16 protein-coding genes are annotated in these 18,066 nt (G+C 64.1%); 10 read left to right on the forward strand and 6 right to left on the reverse strand.

What is annotated here, in order from left to right; translation table 11 throughout:
- Positions 1 to 2: 2 nt before the first annotated feature.
- A complete protein-coding gene (locus LJD17_RS13800) occupies positions 3 to 593 on the reverse strand; it encodes a DUF1285 domain-containing protein (RefSeq protein WP_227384757.1) in 591 nt (196 codons plus the stop codon).
- A gap of 234 nt (positions 594 to 827) precedes the next feature.
- On the opposite strand from LJD17_RS13800, the gene LJD17_RS13805 reads away from it, so the two are divergent.
- The 4 genes from LJD17_RS13805 to LJD17_RS13820 are packed head-to-tail and all read left to right on the forward strand — an operon-like array spanning position 828 to position 7,696.
- Positions 828 to 1,844 carry an AAA family ATPase gene (locus tag LJD17_RS13805; RefSeq protein ID WP_227384758.1) on the forward strand — a complete coding sequence of 339 codons (1,017 nt, stop codon included), beginning with the start codon at positions 828 to 830 and terminating at the stop codon, positions 1,842 to 1,844.
- A gap of 11 nt (positions 1,845 to 1,855) precedes the next feature.
- Entirely contained in the window at positions 1,856 to 2,782 is a 927-nt protein-coding gene (locus tag LJD17_RS13810) for a DUF58 domain-containing protein (protein WP_227384759.1), read from the forward strand.
- 3 nt (positions 2,783 to 2,785) lie between these two features.
- The gene (locus tag LJD17_RS13815) at positions 2,786 to 5,596 is read left to right on the forward strand and encodes a DUF4159 domain-containing protein (protein WP_227384760.1); all 2,811 of its coding nucleotides are present in this window, start codon (positions 2,786 to 2,788) and stop codon (positions 5,594 to 5,596) included.
- A 27-nt stretch (positions 5,597 to 5,623) separates the two neighbouring features.
- Positions 5,624 to 7,696 carry a hypothetical protein gene (locus LJD17_RS13820; RefSeq protein WP_227384761.1) on the forward strand — a complete coding sequence of 691 codons (2,073 nt, stop codon included), beginning with the start codon at positions 5,624 to 5,626 and terminating at the stop codon, positions 7,694 to 7,696.
- Between the two features lie 3 nt (positions 7,697 to 7,699).
- Here LJD17_RS13820 and LJD17_RS13825 read toward each other — a convergent pair whose 3' ends face one another.
- Together LJD17_RS13825 and LJD17_RS13830 are read right to left on the reverse strand one after the other, a co-directional pair.
- Complete coding sequence (locus tag LJD17_RS13825) at positions 7,700 to 8,203, reverse strand: GNAT family N-acetyltransferase (RefSeq protein WP_227384762.1); 504 nt, start codon at positions 8,201 to 8,203, stop codon at positions 7,700 to 7,702.
- Between the two features lie 166 nt (positions 8,204 to 8,369).
- Positions 8,370 to 8,852, reverse strand: coding sequence for an NUDIX domain-containing protein (locus LJD17_RS13830; RefSeq protein ID WP_227384795.1), 483 nt, complete (start codon positions 8,850 to 8,852; stop codon positions 8,370 to 8,372).
- A gap of 364 nt (positions 8,853 to 9,216) precedes the next feature.
- On the opposite strand from LJD17_RS13830, the gene mbfA reads away from it, so the two are divergent.
- On the forward strand, positions 9,217 to 10,188 hold the full coding sequence (gene mbfA, locus LJD17_RS13835; protein WP_227384763.1) for an iron exporter MbfA: 972 nt from the start codon (positions 9,217 to 9,219) through the stop codon (positions 10,186 to 10,188).
- Positions 10,189 to 10,240: 52 nt separating this feature from the next.
- Complete coding sequence (locus LJD17_RS13840; protein WP_227384764.1) at positions 10,241 to 11,155, forward strand: metallophosphoesterase family protein; 915 nt, start codon at positions 10,241 to 10,243, stop codon at positions 11,153 to 11,155.
- A gap of 23 nt (positions 11,156 to 11,178) precedes the next feature.
- On the opposite strand, the gene LJD17_RS13845 is transcribed toward LJD17_RS13840, so the two are convergent.
- Entirely contained in the window at positions 11,179 to 12,255 is a 1,077-nt protein-coding gene (locus tag LJD17_RS13845; RefSeq protein ID WP_227384765.1) for an acyltransferase family protein, read from the reverse strand.
- 279 nt (positions 12,256 to 12,534) lie between these two features.
- Here LJD17_RS13845 and LJD17_RS13850 point away from each other — a divergent pair, with 279 nt between their 5' ends.
- Positions 12,535 to 13,320 carry a DUF4142 domain-containing protein gene (locus tag LJD17_RS13850; protein ID WP_227384766.1) on the forward strand — a complete coding sequence of 262 codons (786 nt, stop codon included), beginning with the start codon at positions 12,535 to 12,537 and terminating at the stop codon, positions 13,318 to 13,320.
- 50 nt (positions 13,321 to 13,370) lie between these two features.
- On the opposite strand, the gene LJD17_RS13855 is transcribed toward LJD17_RS13850, so the two are convergent.
- Together LJD17_RS13855 and LJD17_RS13860 are read right to left on the reverse strand one after the other, a co-directional pair.
- A complete protein-coding gene (locus LJD17_RS13855; protein ID WP_227384767.1) occupies positions 13,371 to 14,297 on the reverse strand; it encodes a sugar kinase in 927 nt (308 codons plus the stop codon).
- The gene (locus tag LJD17_RS13860) at positions 14,294 to 15,760 is read right to left on the reverse strand and encodes an FAD-binding oxidoreductase (protein ID WP_227384768.1); all 1,467 of its coding nucleotides are present in this window, start codon (positions 15,758 to 15,760) and stop codon (positions 14,294 to 14,296) included. The genes LJD17_RS13855 and LJD17_RS13860 overlap by 4 nt, the downstream gene beginning before the upstream one ends.
- A 131-nt stretch (positions 15,761 to 15,891) precedes the next feature.
- On the opposite strand from LJD17_RS13860, the gene LJD17_RS13865 reads away from it, so the two are divergent.
- From LJD17_RS13865 to LJD17_RS13875, 3 genes are all read left to right on the forward strand, one after another.
- Positions 15,892 to 16,590 carry a fumarylacetoacetate hydrolase family protein gene (locus LJD17_RS13865; protein WP_227384769.1) on the forward strand — a complete coding sequence of 233 codons (699 nt, stop codon included), beginning with the start codon at positions 15,892 to 15,894 and terminating at the stop codon, positions 16,588 to 16,590.
- A gap of 122 nt (positions 16,591 to 16,712) precedes the next feature.
- Positions 16,713 to 17,558 carry a transporter substrate-binding domain-containing protein gene (locus tag LJD17_RS13870; protein WP_227384770.1) on the forward strand — a complete coding sequence of 282 codons (846 nt, stop codon included), beginning with the start codon at positions 16,713 to 16,715 and terminating at the stop codon, positions 17,556 to 17,558.
- Positions 17,559 to 17,786: 228 nt separating this feature from the next.
- Positions 17,787 to 18,066 (forward strand): transporter substrate-binding domain-containing protein (locus tag LJD17_RS13875; protein ID WP_227384771.1); only part of this gene is annotated, 280 nt, incomplete at its 3' end.

Raw genomic sequence — 18,066 nt, forward strand, 5'->3', positions numbered from 1 at the left:
TCTCATTGTGCCTGGGAAGCCGGAGCAATGGGAAAAAAGGCGCCGCCGGCCTCGACCCCGAACTGCAGATCTCCGTCGATCGCTCTTTCCTCCCCGAGCGCGATCAGGTCAAGCGCCAGCGCCCGGGTGACGAGCGCCCACAGATCTGCGCGTACCCGCACATAAGGTTTCACCCCGCCGCTCCGGTCCTGCTCGAAGCGGAGCGGATGGTCGGGTCCGACCCGGACAAGATCATCCACATTGGTGCGAAAGGCGATCTCACGCGCGGCGTCGCTTCCTTCCACAGCCATTTCGACGGCCAGGAAAGGAGCATCTTCAACAGTGATTCCCACCCGCTCGACGGGGGTGACGAGGACATACCGCTCCGGATCCTTGCGCAGGACCGTCGAGAACAGGCGGACAAGGGCGGGACGGTTGATGGGCGTCCCCATGTAATGCCACGTGCCGTCGGCGGCGATCCGCATGTCGATCTCGCCGCAATAGGCGGGATTCCAGCGCTCCACCGGTGGCGGGCCTCTTCTTTTTTCGTGCGGCCCAAGCGCAGCCGCAAGCCGCGACAGGGCGCTGCCGGGTGATGGGGCAGGATCCGTCATGACACAAGCGTGAACAAGAATTTGCACCTCAAGGATCGACGAATGGCGATGGATGGCTAATTCCTAGAGCATAGAGCCGCAGCGTAGACCGTCCAGCTCCTCTTGGGTTCCATTTACCTTCGGGTTCCAGATGTCACGCTGCGGCGCAAAGACCCGCAGGACGCGCTTGCCTATCCATGGGGAAGAAAGGCAGAGTGTCACCGGGGCGGACGCTAGCGAGTGGAAGGATAACGCATGACGGCCAGCATCGCTCAACCGCCCACAGTTCTCGACGACGCCATCATCCGCAATGCGGAAGCGACGCTCGAGACCGTGGCCCGGGCCCGCGAGGCGATTCATTCGGTCATCTTCGGTCAGGAGAACGTGGTCGATCAGACCCTCATCACCCTGCTGGCAGGCGGGCACGGCCTTTTGGTCGGCGTCCCGGGCCTTGCGAAGACGAAGCTGGTTGAAACCCTGGGAACGGTCCTGGGCCTCGACGCCCGCCGGGTCCAGTTCACGCCGGACCTGATGCCGTCCGACATTCTCGGATCCGAGATTCTCGATGAAGGTGTCGATCGGCGCCGCTCCTTCCGTTTCGTAAAGGGGCCGATCTTCACCCAGCTGCTCATGGCGGACGAAATCAACCGGGCGAGCCCGCGCACCCAGTCGGCGCTCCTCCAGGCGATGCAGGAGCATCACGTCTCGGTCGGCGGGGAGCGGCACGACCTGCCCCAGCCGTTCCACGTTCTGGCGACCCAAAACCCCATCGAGCAGGAAGGCACCTATCCGTTGCCGGAAGCTCAGCTCGACCGGTTCCTTCTCGAAATCGATGTCAGTTATCCGGACCGCGACGCGGAGCGGCGCATCCTGATCGAGACGACCGGAGCGGAAGAGCACAAGCCGAACGCGGTCATGAATGCGGAAACGCTCATGAACGCGCAGCGTCTGGTGCGTCGCCTGCCGGTCGGCAACAGTGTGGTGGAGGCGATTCTCGACCTGGTCCGTGCGGCACGGCCCGGCGGAGAAGCCCTCGACGGCGTGACGGACAAGCTCCTGTGGGGGCCGGGTCCCCGTGCCTCCCAGTCCCTCATGCTCGCCGTCCGGGCGCGCGCGCTGATCGAGGGGCGCGTCGCTCCCTCCATCGCCGACGTCGTGGCTCTCGCCGAGCCCGTCCTGAAACATCGCATGGCCCTGACCTTCGCGGCGCGCGCCGACGGAGAGACCATCACGAGCGTCATCGGCCGCCTCACGGCCCGGCTGGCCGGCTAGGGATCTTGCTCATGGCCCGCACCCGGGTCCTTCCCGAGACTGCCCGTACCCCCGGCCGGCAAGAAACCGAAGCTGCCCTGGATCTTGCCCAGCGCATGCCGCGCCTCGTGCTGGAGGCCCGGAGGGTCGCCGCGAACCTCTCCCACGGCATTCACGGCCGCCGACGGGCCGGGATCGGCGAAACTTTCTGGCAATTCAGGCCCTTCGTCACGGGCGAGGCGGCCCAGCGGATCGACTGGCGGCGTTCCGGGCGCGACGACCGCCTCTATGTGCGTGAGCGCGAATGGGAAGCCGCGCAGAATATCTGGTTCTGGATCGATCGCTCGGCCTCCATGGCCTATGCGTCGGATCTTGCTCAGGCCTCCAAGATCGAAAGGGCGATCGTGCTAGGGCTCGCCCTCGCGGACGCGTTCGTCGAGGGCGGGGAGCGGGTCGGGATGCTCGGCCTCATGGCTCCTCGCGCGACGACCCGGATCGCGGAAACCATGGCGGAAACGATGGTTGCGGATCGCTTCTCGATCAGTGACGACCTTCCGCCGCAGGCGCCGGTGCCGAGCATGGACGAAGCGATCCTGATCAGTGATTTCTTGAGTCCCTATGCCGAAATCGCCCCGGCCGTCGAGGCCATTTCGAGCCGCGGGAGCCGCGGACATCTGGTGCTCATCGTCGATCCGGTCGAGGAGACCTTTCCGTTTCAAGGGCAGGCTGTCCTGCACGATCTCGAAGACGGCATCTCGCTGCGCATCGGCGACGCCGCCTCCTGGGGCGATGTCTACCGGAACCGCATGGCACAGCACCGGGGGGCTCTCGAAGACCTGGTGCGCCGGAGAGGATGGACCCTGACGATTCACCGCACCGACCGCCCTGCAAGCGAGGCGGCCCTTCGCCTGATCACCCTGGTCGCCGCATCACGCGGCGCCGGCGGCACAAGGCGTTAAGCCATGCTGGGACTTCCCCTGACCTTCGCGGCTCCCCTGGTTCTCATTGCGCTGGCCGCCCTTCCGGCGATCTGGCTGCTCCTGCGCATCACACCGCCGCAGCCCAAGCGCGTAGACTTTCCGCCCCTGAAGATCCTGTCCGATCTTCGCCCCGAACAGGAGATGCCGGCGCGGACGCCCTGGTGGCTCCTGCTTCTGCGTCTGCTTCTTGCGGCGTTCCTCATTCTCGCCGCGGCCGGCCCGATCTGGAATCCGCTCGCCGAGGGCAGCAGCCGCGCGCCCCTGCTGCTTCTCGTCGACAATGGCTTTGCGGCGGCCCATGACTGGCGCGAGAGGATGAGTATCGCATCCGGGCGCATCGAAGCGGCGGAACGCGAAGGACGGGTGGTCGCGCTTGCCGCCTTGGCGAGCGATGCCCAGGATCTTCAGCCGATGAGCCCCGCCTCCGCTCTCGAGCGCCTCCGCTCGTTCAAGCCTTTGCCTCATCTGGTCGACCGTCAGGTTCATCTCGAATCCATTCGCCGCTTCCTCGAAACAGCTCCGAGTGCCGAGATCGTGTGGATCAGCGACGGCGTTGCCGGCGTTGACAAGCAAACCTTCATGAATGGGCTGGCGCCTTTGGCAGATAACCGATCCGTCCTTGTCCTCAAGCCGGAGCGTTCACCGGCGCTGGCGCTTGCGGACATTGCGAATGCGGGCGGGCAACTGACCACCACCGTCATCAGGGCGGAGCCCAACGGGCGCGATGCGGGAATCGTTCGCGCGCTCGATCTCAAGAACCTGCCGTTGGCAGACGCTCGGTTTGCCTTCGCGTCCGATGCGACGGAGACGACGGCGACCTTCGACATTCCGACCGAGATCCGCAATGACATCGCGCGGATCGAGATTCTGGGCGAGAGCTCGGCCGGCGCCGTGACGCTGCTCGACGAGCGCGGCAAGCGCCGCCGGGTGGGCCTTGTTTTCGGCGGCACTGCGGATCAGGCGCAGCCGCTGCTGTCCCCCGTCTATTATGTCGAAAAGGCCCTGTCTCCTTACGCGGAAATCCGGCAAGGCCGTGGCGGCGTGACGGATGCGATCAGTCAGCTGATCGACGAGCAGGTCTCGATCCTCGTCCTGGCGGACGTGGGCGGTCTCGACCGGGAGGCAATGGCGAGGGTCACCGACTTCGTCGAGCGCGGCGGTCTGCTTCTCCGGTTCGCCGGATCGCGCCTGGCCGCCGGAAACGATGACTTGGTGCCCGTCCATCTGCGCCGGGGCGGTCGGACCCTTGGCGGCACCCTGTCGTGGGACACACCGAAGACGTTCGCGCCGTTCACGCGGGAAAGTCCGTTCTTCGGGCTAGCGATTCCCGACGAGATCGGCATCCGCCGCCAGATCCTCGCGGAGCCCGAAGGCGATCTGCCGGCCAAGACCTGGGCGTCCCTGGCGGACGGCACGCCGATCGTCACGGCGGACAAGCGTGGCGATGGTCTCATCGTCCTCTTCCATGTCACCGCCGACACCACATGGTCGAACCTGCCCCTGTCGGGCCTCTTCGTCGATATGCTGCGCCGGGTCACGGCCCTGGCCGGCTCGCCCAAGGATGCCAGCGCCGAGACACGCAATGCGGAGAACCAGACCGTGGCCCCCCGCATCACCCTGGATGGATTTGGCGTGTTCTCGTCACCTCCCGCGACCGCCCGTGCGATCACGAGGACTTTCGCGGACCGGGCTAGCGCAGAGCATCCCCCCGGCTTTTATGGCCCCGTGGATTCGGGCCTTGCCGTGAACACCCTCGTCAGCGGCGACCGCCTCGCGCCGCTCGACTTTGCCCCTCTTCAGGCCCGCATCGCCCCGCTGTCCGGCGCGAAGACCGTGGATCTTCGAGCACCGCTCTTCAGCCTGGCGCTCATCCTCCTCCTGATCGACACCTTGGCCTCGCTCTGGCTCGGCGGACATCTCGGAAACCTGTCGGGCAGGCTCCGTCGGACCGGCGCACGCGCGGCCGCTGTTCTGGCGGCGTCGCTGGTTCTTGCCGGTCTTCCGACGGACGGCCGGGCGCAGGATCCGCGCCCGCCGCTCACGCAGGAGAGCCGCGCTTCGGCACTCGTGACCCGGCTGGCTTATGTGATCACCGGAGACGGAGAGGTCGATTCAACCAGCAAAGCCGGCCTCATGGGCCTTTCCCAGGTGCTGAGCATGCGCACCGCCTTTCAGCCGGGAGATCCCATCGGAATCGACCCGGCCCGGGATGAGCTTGCCTTCTATCCCCTGCTCTATTGGCCGATTGTCGCCAACCAGCCGGTTCCGAGCGAAGCGGCGATCCGCCGTCTCGACGCCTTCATGAAGGGAGGCGGCACGGTGATCTTCGATACCCGCGATGCGTTCAGCTCGCGGCCGGACGGCGCGGTGAGCCCGGAAGGGCAGTTCCTGCGGCGGATGCTCGCCACCCTCGATATCCCGGAGCTTGAGCCCGTGCCCGCCGACCACGTGCTGACGAAAACATTTTATATTCTCGATGATTTCCCGGGACGCTATGCGACCGGCCAGACCTGGGTCGAGGCCCTGCCGCCGCCGACGGAGGAGACGGGAAATCGCCCGGCCCGGTCCGGCGACGGCGTATCCCCCATCATCATCACGTCCAACGATCTGGCCGCTGCCTGGGCCGTCGGCGCGCGCGGAGAAGCTCTTTTCCCGATTGTCGGGAGCGATCAGCAGCGTCAGCGAGAGCTGTCGTTTCGCAGCGGCATCAACATCGTGATGTATGCCCTCACGGGCAACTACAAGGCGGATCAGGTGCACGTGCCTGCCCTGCTCGAACGTTTGGGCCAGTGATTTTGGGCGTAGGTTAAGGACATCTCATTGCTTTCCTTGAACTTCACACCGCTTGTTCCCGTCTCGATCCTCTGGGCCGTCGGCATCGTCACGGCCGTTCTCAGCATCGTGGCGCTCATGTCCCGGGGACCGGTGGCTCTCCTGCGGGCTCTTGCGCTCGCCCTGATCCTTCTCGCCCTCGCCAATCCCTCCCTCGTCCAGGAGGAGCGGGAGAAGGTGAAGGACATCGTGGCGGTGGTCGTGGACCGCACCGCGTCCCAGACCCTCGGCGACCGTCAGGCCATGACCGATCAGGTGCGCACCGAGCTCGAGCGCCGGTTCGGCTCGCTGAACGACGTGGAGGCCCGCTACATCCAGGCGGATGACGGGTCGGGCGACGACGGCACGCGCCTGTTCGCGGCACTGTCCAACGGATTGGCGGACGTTCCGCCGGACCGCCTGGCGGGTGTGATCTTCGTGACGGATGGGGTCGTTCATGACATTCCTCCCAACGTCGAGAGCCTCGGCTTCAAGGCTCCCTTGCATGTGCTCGTAACGGGACGCCCCGATGAGCGCGATCGCCAGATCAAGCTGGTGGAGGCCCCGCGCTTCGGCATCGTCGGCAAGGACCAGACGATCCGGGCCGTCGTCATGGAGCGCGGAGGAACAGGTTCTGCGACGGTCACCGTTCGTCGTGACGGTCAGGAATTTGCCCGGCAGTCGGTGCGTACCGATGTGCCGTTCTCGATCAACGTGCGGATCGAGCATGGCGGCGCCAACGTCGTCGAGCTTGAAGTCGATGGCCTGCCCGACGAACTCACCCAGGTCAACAACCGGGCCGTGGTTCCGATTGAAGGCATCCGCGAGAAGTTGCGCGTGCTTCTCGTTTCAGGTGAGCCGAATCCCGGCGAACGGACCTGGCGCAACCTTCTCAAGTCCGACGCCAACGTGGACCTGGTGCATTTCACGATCCTGCGCCCGCCGGAGAAGCAGGACGGCACGCCGATCAACGAATTGTCGCTCATCGCGTTTCCGACACGGGAGCTGTTCCAGCAGAAGATCAAGGAGTTCGATCTCATCATCTTCGACCGTTACGCGAACCAGAGCGTATTGCCGTCGAGCTATTTCGAGAACATCGTCCGCTATGTTCGCGACGGCGGTGCGGTTCTGGTGGCCGCCGGTCCGGAATTCGCGAGCTTCGGCAGCCTGGCGCAGACCCGTTTGGCTCCCATCATTCCCGGCGCACCGGACGGGCGCATCATCGAGGAGCCGTACCGGGCCGAGATTACCGATATCGGAACCCGCCACCCGGTCACCCGCGACCTCCCGGGTTCCGAGTCCAATCCGCCCGCGTGGGGCGAGTGGCTGCGGACCATCGGCGCGCAGGTGAACACCGGAAGCACCGTCATGTCGGGTGCCGCCGACCTGCCGCTTCTCGTTCTCAAGCGCGAGGAGAAGGGACGCGTCGCCCTTCTGCTGTCGGACCATGCATGGCTGTGGGCCCGCGGGTATGAAGGCGGCGGCCCCCATCTCGACCTTCTGCGCCGTCTTGCCCATTGGCTGATGAAGGAGCCGGCTTTGGAGGAGGAAGCCCTCCGCGCCAGTGCCGTCGGGCGCGACATCAGGATCGAGCGGCAGACCATGAAGGACGCCGCCGATCCCGTGACCCTCAAAGCCCCCAGCGGGCAGGAAAGCAGCGTCGCCCTCTCCGAGACCCGCCCCGGCCTTTTCACGGCGCAAGTCGCCAGCCGAGAGCTCGGGCTTCATACCGTCCGGTCGGGCGATCTTATTGCCTTCGTGAGCATCGGCCCCGCCAACCCCCGTGAACTGACGGATGTCTTCAGCAACACGGAATCCTTAAAGCCGATCGCGGAGGCCACCGGCGGATCCATCCGCCGGGTTGCATCCGAGGGAAGCCAGGACATCACAGTCCCGCGTATTCTTGCGGTTCGCTCGGGATCGCGGTTTTCCGGCGGCGACTGGATCGGCATCAAGCCGAGCGAAAGCGCGATCGTGCGCGGCGTGTCGGTCTTCCCGCTGGCGCTCGGCTTCCTGGGGCTGATCCTGCTGGTCGGCGCAACGCTCACGGCCTGGATCACCGAGGGGCGGCGGCGAACCTAATCGTCAGGCCGACAAGGCGCTCACCTGGCCTTTGGCGCGCGCCAAAGCGCCGTCGATGAGTTCGACCTCCAGGAATCGATCGGGATTCACGGGCCCTGGAAGCTGCAGGTGGCCCGGCGGCACGCGCTTGAAACCGAAACGCCGATAATACGGCTCGTCCCCCACGAGCAGCACGAGACCGTGCCCCTTGTCCCGGGCTGCGTCGAGGGAACGCTGCATCAAGGCCGCGCCGATTCCCCGCCCTTCGAAGGCGGGCTCCACGGTCAGCGGTCCGAGCATGAGCGCTCGCTCCGGCCCGGCCTGAACCGGTGTCAGCCTCACGGAACCGACAAGCAGGGTTCCGACAAGGGCCGTGAAGGAAAGGTCGAGAAGGTGCGGAACCCCTTCCCGCAAGCGCGATGCCGTGCGGGCGAAGCGGCCGGGGCCGAAGGCGCGCTCGTGCAGGCGCTCGATCGCCTCGGAATCGATGGGTTGCTCGGTGCGGATGATCAGGGAGAGCTCGGTCATGAACGGACTCGCGGAGTGACGGCGATGCAAAACGGGCGCGGTGAAGCGTCAGCCGTTTCGTCGTCGCTGGATCCGGATCGTGTTCATGAAAAAGGGGTCTATCCTCGTCGGGTCCCTGGCCCATAGCAGCGCTGGGGCCGGCGCGCAAACGATTCCGCACGGGCCCTTACCAGCGGGCGCTGATCGGCTCCCCATGGACGATTTCGGCCAGACGTTTCCGGGTCGCCTTGGTGACGCCTTCGGGAAGGTGATCGATCGGGAAGAAGCCGGCCTCCGCGATCTCCCGGTCGGGGAGCTTGGGTCCGGTCACGGCAAACTCTCGCACCACATAGAGCGCCACATGATCGCGCGGCGATGCCTGATGGTTGAAGAAGACGCCGTGCAGCTGCGGCGAGCCGGTGAGGACGATGCAGGCCTCCTCGACGAGTTCCCGCTCCAGGGCCTCCAGGATAGGCTCTCCGGTCTCGACGCCGCCGCCTGGAAGATACCAGCCAGGAACGTAGGTATGCCGGATCAGGAACACCCGGTTCTCCCCATCGATCACGGCGGCCCGCACGCCCAGGGTCATCCCCCGCGCGAAACGCCAATAGGTATGGAGAACCCGGCGCATGACGCGCAAGGCGAGCGACGACTGAGTCATGGAGGGCATTTTCATAGGAAGATCACGGCTCAGCTTACGGTTTTATGAACGGAGTTATACTTTAGGCGCATATCTGTAGCATAGTTTCAGCATGTGACATGCTTCTCATGCGGGTCTATGACAGCGCCAACACAAGGTGCTTCCATGTTTCTCTCCCTCATCCTCTCCCGTCTGGCTCGTTCCGCTCGCTTTACTTGGTCCCCGGCGCTCGATCTCAACGATCATGCGATCCGCTCGACCCTGATTGCAGGCGCTCAGTACTAAGCGTCTTTCACACCATTTCCACCAGTCCTGTACCGGTGCGACTTGTTGAGGTGTGACTTGGCGACAGTCCCGGTTCCTGTTTAGAATACTTCTAAACGAGGAAGCCGGGATGAAGACTCTTTCGGAACTGACCGAACGTGAAGTGATTGCCCTCGCCATCGCAAGCGAGGAAGAAGATTCCCGGATCTATCAGACTTTCGCCGATCGTCTGCGCACGGATTTTCCCTCCTCCGCCGAGATCTTCGACGACATGGCGGAGGAAGAGCGCCATCACCGCAACTCCCTTTACGATTTCTATCGTGAGCGTTTTGGCGAGCACCTGCCGCCGATCCGCCGCGAGGATGTGCGTGGATTCCTGAAACGCCGCACGGTGTGGTGGAATGCGGGCGTCGATCTGGACAAGATGCGCCGCGAGGCGGAGCTGATGGAACTGCAGGCCGCCAATTTCTATGAAAAGGCAGCCCAGCAAACCCTCGATGTCGGTGTCCGTGAGCTTTTCACCAAGCTGGCCGAAGTCGAGCGCGGGCATGAGCGCAAGGCCAGCGAACTCCACACGGCTCATCTGACCGAAAACGCGGAAGCGGCCGAGCGGGAGGCACAGCGGCGTCTCGTCGTTCTGCAATATGTCCAGCCGGGCCTCGCGGGCCTTATCGACGGTTCGGTCTCGACTCTCGCCCCCCTCTTCGCCGCGGCCTTTGCGACCCAGAACAACTGGGAGACCTTTCTCGTGGGGCTTGCCGCTTCCGTGGGCGCCGGCATCAGCATGGGCCTCACGGAAGCCCTGTCGGACGACGGTCAGATTACCGGCAGAGGCTCCCCTGTTCTGCGGGGCGTGATCTGCGGGCTGATGACAGCACTGGGCGGTCTCGGGCACACCCTGCCCTATCTGGTTCCCGATTCATGGCCCAACGCATTTTTTGTTGCGACCACCATCGCCGCCGTCGTTGTTGCAGTCGAGTTGGTGGCGATCTCGTGGATCCGGACACGCTACATGGACACGCCCTTCCTGCGAGCGGCATTCCAGGTGATCGTTGGCGGCGTCCTCGTGCTCCTCGCCGGCATCTTTATCGGAAATGCTTAGGGAACCATGCGGACGATTGGCGGATGGTCCGTGACATCCTAAGGTCCAGATCATGTTTCGCCTTGCCCATCTCACCGATCCTCATGTGGGACCGCTTCCCCGCCCTCAACTGCGCCAGCTGCTGAGCAAACGCCTCACGGGCTGGTACAATTGGCATCGCAGCCGCGCCGACGCCCATGACATGGAGCTTCTCGCCGCACTCGTGGCCGATCTGCGAGCCCAGGCTCCCAGTCACATCGCGTGCACGGGCGACACCTGCAACATTGGCCTTCCCAGCGAATGGGTCACCTCGCGGGTGTTTCTCGAGAGTCTCGGCGCCCCCGAGCATGTGAGCTTCGTGCCGGGTAATCACGATGCCTATGTGATGGGCGCTCTGGAAGGCCTTCTGAAGGAGGTCTCCCCTTGGACACGCGGGGCCGACGGCCGAGAAGGTGTTTTCCCTTACCTGCGCCGTTACGGATCGATCGCCCTCGTCGGTCTGTCCTCCGCCATCCCCACCCTTCCGTTCGTGGCGAGCGGGCGCGTCGGCTCCAAACAGATGAAAGCCGCGGAGCGGATTCTGGAGGATTTGGGAGGCGATCCTTCCTGCTTCCGCATCGTCATGATTCATCATCCTCCCCATCGCGGCGGCGCGCAGCCCGGACGCAACCTAACGGATGCTCCCGCCTTCGAGGCGATGATCGGACGTGTCGGAGCCGAGCTGGTCCTCCACGGACACAACCATGTGGGTTCCCTGGCGCATCTTGCCGGACCCCGCGGTCCTGTGCCGGTGATCGGTGCTCCCTCAGCCTCCGCCCGGGCCGGGACGCTGACGCACAAGGCGGGATACCATCTCTTCACCATTGACCGGGACGATACGGGCTTCCTCCTGACGGCGGAACTGCGCGGCTTGACGCCGGAAGGCACCATCGGCGGAATGGGAATGCTGCCGCTCGGGCAGATCCGTCAGGCAAAAGGCAGGCACTGACCGCGACGCCCGCGCCGATCCTTTCAGGCCGATGCCTCACCACTCCGAGAGCCCTCGAACCACCGTCGAAGCAACCTGATGGCCGGGCGCTCGAGGAAGGCGTGTATGAGCAATCCGGCGGCCAGAGTGGCGGCGAGCGCGATTGCGATAAATCCCCAAGGGCCGAGAACCGCTTCCGCACCGGCTCCTGCAATCACGCGTCCGATCCCGCGAATGACGAACGGGTGAATGAGGTAGATCGCATAGGACGCGTCCCCGGTCATCTCGCCAAAGCGGGTCAGGGCCCCGGGCGCGCGGCGCGTCTTGCCCATGGCCGCGGCAGCCACGAGGCAGGCGGCGGGAAGCCCCCAGGCGAAAGGGCGCATCTCGTTCAGGTTGCTCCGCAAGCCGATGAAGTTCATCGCGAGAACCGATAGGGCGAGAGCAACGAGCAGCCAACGGACTGGTCTGCTCAAGGACACTCCTTCCGCGTGCAGCCAGCCGAGCCCCAGACCGAACGCGAACTCAAGCACGATCGGATCCGTCCAGAAGCCGAATGGCTGCGACAGCGGGAACATGCGGCCCGTGACGGCAAGCAACGAAAAACCCACGATCAAAAGGCTCAGCGCCCGTCGCCACGGCAGCGCCAGGACGCCTGCGAACAGCAGGTAGAAGAACATCTCGTAATTGAGCGTCCAGCCGAGGGAGTACAGAGGCTGAACCGTTCCATCCGGACGCTCGAACGGAATGAACAGATAGGAAGCAAGGACCTGCCAGGACGCGAGAGGATCGCTGTTCAGCAGGGCGGGAGCCGCCAGCGCAATCGCGAGATAAAAGGTCGTCACGGCCCAATAGAGAGGCACGATGCGGATGATACGTCTGAGGAGAAACGACCTCGCCTTCCCCCCATGCCCGAAGAGCGGACGTGACGTATAAACCATGATGAAGCCGGAGATCACGAAGAACACGTCGACCCCGGCCATCCAGGGCAACCGGTCGAGCGACACAAAGCCCTGGCCGGTCCGCGCGGCCAGAGCAGCCGCATCATGCTGGGCATGCAGGAACGCGACGGACAGCGCAGCGAGCGCTCTCAGGACCTGGATGTGAATGAGCTTCGACAAGGCACTCTCGAACAAGGACGGGTGCTCATACCTCATCGGATGCGAGACCGCACCTTTCTTCGTGTCGAAGCAAGAGCTCAGGGCTGCAACAGTGAACAGCTTAGCCAAGCTTTATTTCGAAGCTTCGCAGTATTGGGGAGATCTCGGCAGGATAATTATCTGCTCTCGGAACTACCTAGACGCTACATCGTTGTTCGACTGCAGCAGCCACCAGTAATTTTGTGCGAGCCAACAGGTCTTGCGAAGGGTGTTCTGCGTCCAAAATCAGGAGCTCATCCTATGAAGAAATACGTTGTTCTTGCAGCTTTGCTGACGACTGTGTCTGCTCCGGCTTTCGCCCAGCCAATGGTCCAGCCGATGTCGGGTCAGACCTTCCGGGCGATGGCGGCACAGTCCGATGCCTTCGAGATCGCGTCGAGCCGCATGGCCCTTGAACGCTCCCGCAACCCGCGCGTTCGGACCTTTGCGCAAAACATGATCACCGATCACGGCCAGACCAGCGCTGCCCTGAACGGCGGCCAGCCGATCTATTCGGCGAACGGTGAAGTGCTTGGCTCCGCCGTTACCGGTACCCTCGCAGGCGCAGGCATCGGCGCTCTGGTCGGCGGCCCGGTCGGCGCAGCGGTCGGTGCCGGTATCGGCGCCACGACGGGAACGGTCGCCTCCTCGGCGACGGCCACGCCGGGACCGAAGGCCGGATATGATCCGAACTATGACGGTCCGCTCGGCCGTCGCAGTGGCCTGCGTTCCGGCAGCCTCGCCACCAATCCCGACGAGGCCGGCCCGATGACCACTGGTGCCGTTACGGCAGCTCCGATGAACCTGCCCGTTCAGCTCGACGCCGAGAAGACGCAGATGCTGAACCAGCTGGCTGCGGCTCGCGGCTCTCAGTTCGATCGTCTCTACGGTCGTTACCAGCGCGCAGCGCACCAGGAAACGCTCGCCATGTATCAGCAATACGCGCAGGCTGGATCGGATCCGGCTCTCGTCAACTTCGCCCAGTCGGTCATTCCGCATCTGGAACATCACCTCTCCAACGCAAGCCGTCTTCCTGGCGGACGCTGATCAGGTTCGGTGATGTGAGTTTCAAGGCGGGTTCTCGGAACCCGCCTTTTTCATGCCGTCCGCAAAAATCGTTCAACGTCGTTTCTGGTCGGCATGGGACCCACCGCTCCCTGACCGAGCGTGGAGAGAGCCGCTGCCGCATTCGCGTACGCGGCCGCCTTGAAGGCGTCTCCGTGAACGAGCCATTCGGCCAGGAACGCGCCATCGAACGTGTCGCCGGCTCCCGTCGCATCAACGGCCTGAACCGGACGAGCGGGCAGGACCTCCAACCGATCCGACGTCGCTACCATGGTTCCGGATTTACCCATGGTCAAAGCCACGATGCGGCATCCGACGCCAAGGTAGAAGGCACAGATGTCTTCCGGTCGGTCGAGCCCGGTCAGTTGCTGGGCATCGTCGAGACCCGGCAAGGCAATATCCGACAACGCGACCGCGCCATGAATCACGGCCCTTGCCCGATCGAGCGGCCACAGCCTCAGCCGCAGGTTCGTGTCATAGCTGACTGTCGTTCCGTTCGCCTTCGCATGACGGATCGCCGCGAAAATCGCGTCGGCGCAATCGGACGAGATTGCCTGGCTGATCCCTGAAACGTGAAGCACCCGGGACGAGGTGATCAGATCGAGCGGAAGTTCACCCGTGTGGACCAGGCTGGCGGCCGAACCGGCCCGGGCATAGGAAAAGACGTGCCCCTCCTCGCCATAGCTGATGAAATAGACCCCCGTTCGCCCCTCGCGCCTCAGAAGCACGGATGAACGGTCGATTCCCTCTCGGTCCCATAGGGCGAGGAACTCCCTCCCGAACGCGTCGCCGCCCAGCGCCGTGAAGATCGCGACCTTCGCTCCCTGGCGGGCAGCAGCGACCGCTGTGTTCGAGACGTCACCGCCAAATCCCGGCAGGTAAAGCCTTTCGCCGCCGCGTTGAACCTCGGCGAATTCCATCAGGGGTTCGCCAATAGCCAGAAGATCGATTGTTTTCATGAATGTGCCGCCAGACTTGAGATGGCCGTTGTGGCGTCATCGGACCCGATGACTTTTCCGGGGTTGAGAAGATTTTGGGGATCGAGGCTGCGTTTGAGCGTCCGCATGAGGTCGATGGCGACCGGATCCTTGTAGCGCAGCAATTCACCGCGCTTGATCAGCCCGACCCCATGCTCGGCCGCGATCGACCCGTTCATCCGGTGGACGATGTCGTGAACGATCCGGTTGAACCGCTCCCACGCGGCCAGGAACACGCCTTTGTCCATGTCCATGGGCTGAGAGAGGTTGAAATGGATATTGCCGTCACCGAAATGGCCGAACGCGCAGACGCGGATTCCGGGCATCGCCGCTTCACACGCACCCGTGGCCTCGTCGATGAACGCGGCGACCTGGGATACCGGAACGGCAACATCGTGCTTGATGGATCCACCCTCGAGCCTTTGCACTTCGGAAAGGCTCTCTCTCAAATGCCAGAGGGCAAGGCTCTGAGCCTCGCTCGATCCGAGGGTCGCATCCTCGATAACGCCCTGTTCCAGAGCATCCCCGAGAAGGGCCTCGAGCCTTTCCTGGAGGCCGGAATCCTTCTGCGGCGATGACAGTTCGATCAATGCGTAGGAACGATGGCGCCCCGCCAGGGGGCGGACGGCGCCCGGCCGGTGCTTGAGCACGATCTCTAGTCCGAAATCGGGAATGTACTCGAAAGCCGTCAGCTGATCGCCAGCGGCCTCGCGCAGGGTGTGGAACAGCCTGAGGGCAATCTCCGCCGACGCGCAGCCCACAAAGGCCGTCACCCGCGCCTGCGGTTTCGGAAAGAGCTTCAGGACGGCGGCCGTGATGATTCCAAGCGTCCCTTCGGAACCGACGAAAAGATCCTTGAGGTCATACCCCGTATTGTCCTTCCGCAATCCCTTCAGGCCGTTCCAGACCCGCCCGTCGGCGAGGACGACCTCCAGGCCCAAGGTCAGCTCGCGCATGTTTCCATAGCGCAGCACCGCCGTCCCACCGGCGTTGGTGGCAAGATTGCCGCCGATCCGGCAGGAGCCTTCGGACGCAAGCGACAGGGGAAAGAGATAACCGGCCCGGTCCGCCGCTTCTTGAACGGCCTTCAGGATGCAGCCCGCCTCGACGGTGATCGTCGCATTGAGGGGATCGAGACTCCGGACCCGGTCCAGCCGCGCGAGGGACAGGACAATTCCTCCGCCCGGCACGCCCCCTCCGACAAGGCCCGTATTGCCGCCCTGGGGAACGACGGGAATCCCTGCCCGTGCGCATTCCTGCATCACGAAGGCGACCTCATCCCGATCCTTGGGACGGACAAGGGCAAGGGCCTGCCCGCGATAAAGCCCCCTTGTCTCCACCAACGCACCTTCCAGGTCGGACGCCTCCGTAAGGACGGCTGTCGACCCGAGCTTTTCCGTCAGGCGGTCGATGAAGGTCTGATGGACGGACGACGCGATTCCCATTCCGGCTCCTCGGGATTGCGCATAGTCATTGCGTCTTGTGATGCGGACTGCAAGGTGTAGGAAGAAAGGAACCGGCCCACCCCACAGGAAGGCCGGGATGATTTCCCCTTTGCAGCTCTCGCGGACATCCGATGGCCTATGTGATCCCTGCCCCGACCGTTCCTGCCTTGCCCGTTGCCGATTCGGCCGACCTGTTTCCTGTCCGCCGGGTTTATTGCGTCGGGCGGAACTATGCGGCCCATGCCCGAGAGATGGGCGCCGATCCCACCCGTGAGCCGCCGTTCTTCTTCATGAAGCCCGCCGACGCCCTGCAACCCGTCCCGACCGGAACGGTCGTGGATCACCCTTATCCACCGAAGACGGACAACTATCATTTCGAAGTCGAGTTGGTGGTCACGCTGGCCAAGGGGGGCAAGGACATTCCCGTCGAGGCCGCCCTCGATCATGTCTACGGCTACGCCATCGGCCTCGACATGACCCGCCGCGACCTTCAGGACGAGGCGAAGCAGCTTCGCCGCCCCTGGGAGCTCGGCAAGGGCGCCGATTTTTCCGGGCCTGTGAGCCCCCTGTTTCCGGCCTCCCGGATCGGACATCCCGGGTCGGGAGAGATTTCCTTGGCAGTCGACGGAGTCGTGAAGCAGAAGGGCGATCTCGCTGACATGATCTGGTCCGTGGCGGAACAGATCGCTTATCTGTCGACCTATTTCGAGCTGGCTCCCGGCGACGTCATCTTTTCCGGCACGCCGGAGGGGGTCGGCGCAGTGACCCGAGGCCAGATCATGATCGCGGCGATCGGCGGCCTCGGCGAGATCCGGCTGAGGGTCGTGTAGTTCGACACAAGGCGTCTTGCCTTTTTGGTGCGTTTGGCCGTTACTTCGTGACGGCGCGACCTGAAAGGTTGCGAGAAGCAAGGCTCGCCTGAGCTCGAGCCGTGAAAACTAAGGGAACACATATGAAGTTCTTCAAGACAGTCAGCCTGGCCATCCTCGGCTCCGCGCTTGCGATGGGCGGTGCGGCCGCTCAGGAGAAGACCGTGAAGATCGCCACCGAGGGCGCTTACGCCCCGTGGAACTTCACCGGCGCCGGCGGCAAGCTGGAAGGGTTCGAGATCGATCTGGCCAATGATCTGTGCGCGCGCATGAAGGTGAAGTGCGAGATCGTGGCGCAGGATTGGGACGGCATCATTCCGGCGCTCAACGCCAAGAAGTACGATGCCATCATGGCCGGCATGAGCATCACCGAAGAGCGCAAGAAGGCCATCGACTTCACCGGCCCTTACGCCAATTCGCCCAACGGCTTCCTGGTGGCCAAGAATTCCCCTCTGGCAAAGATGCCGGGAACGGGCGAAGCCTATAATCTGAGCAGCCAGCAGGCCGCGGCCGAGAAGGCGATCGACGCCGTCAAGCCGCTCCTGAAGGGCAAGACGGTGGGCGTTCAGGGCTCGACCATCCACTCGAACTTCGCCGACAAGTACCTGAAGGGCACGGCCGAGGTCCGCGAATACAAGACCACCGAGGCCCATGACCTCGATCTGGCCGCCGGCCGCATCGATGCCGTCCTGGCGGACGCGACCGCCATCATCGGCACCCTCGAGAAGCCCGAGTTCAAGGACTACGCCCTCGTCGGCCCGTCCATCACGGGCGGCATGCTGGGCGCCGGCGTCGGCGTCGGCCTCCGCAAGGGCGACACCGAGCTGAAGAAGAGCTTCGACGACGCCATTCAGGCCGCCATCAAGGACGGGACGGTCCAGAAGCTCTCCATGAAGTGGTTCAAGATCGACACCACCCCCAGGAGCTGAGTCTCCGGATGGCGGAAGCGGTGAAAGCGCGGCCACGGCCGCGCTTTTTCTTTGAAAAGCCATCGGCTGCGACCGAAATCGCCAGTCCTGATCGCCAATTCGGCAGGATTGGCTCTTGCGCTGGCTTGGCTTTTGACTGTTAGCTTTCAGCCAGCGACGGTCGCCGGAGCCCAGACTCCGACCTCGCCCGACAAGGTGTCGAGAGACGCCAGAAACAAGGGAACGACAATGAAACTGTTCAAGGTACTCAGCCTTGGCCTCGTGGCATCCGCGCTTGCGGCGGGTGGCGCAGCCGCTCAGGAGAAGACCGTGAAGATCGCCACCGAGGGCGCTTACGCCCCGTGGAACTTCACCGGCGCCGGCGGCAAGCTGGAAGGGTTCGAGATCGATCTGGCCAATGATCTGTGCGCGCGCATGAAGGTGAAGTGCGAGATCGTGGCGCAGGATTGGGACGGCATCATTCCGGCGCTCAACGCCAAGAAGTACGATGCCATCATGGCCGGCATGA

The sequence above is a fragment of the Microvirga rosea genome (assembly GCF_020595095.1).
In the GTDB taxonomy this organism is placed as follows: domain Bacteria; phylum Pseudomonadota; class Alphaproteobacteria; order Rhizobiales; family Beijerinckiaceae; genus Microvirga; species Microvirga rosea.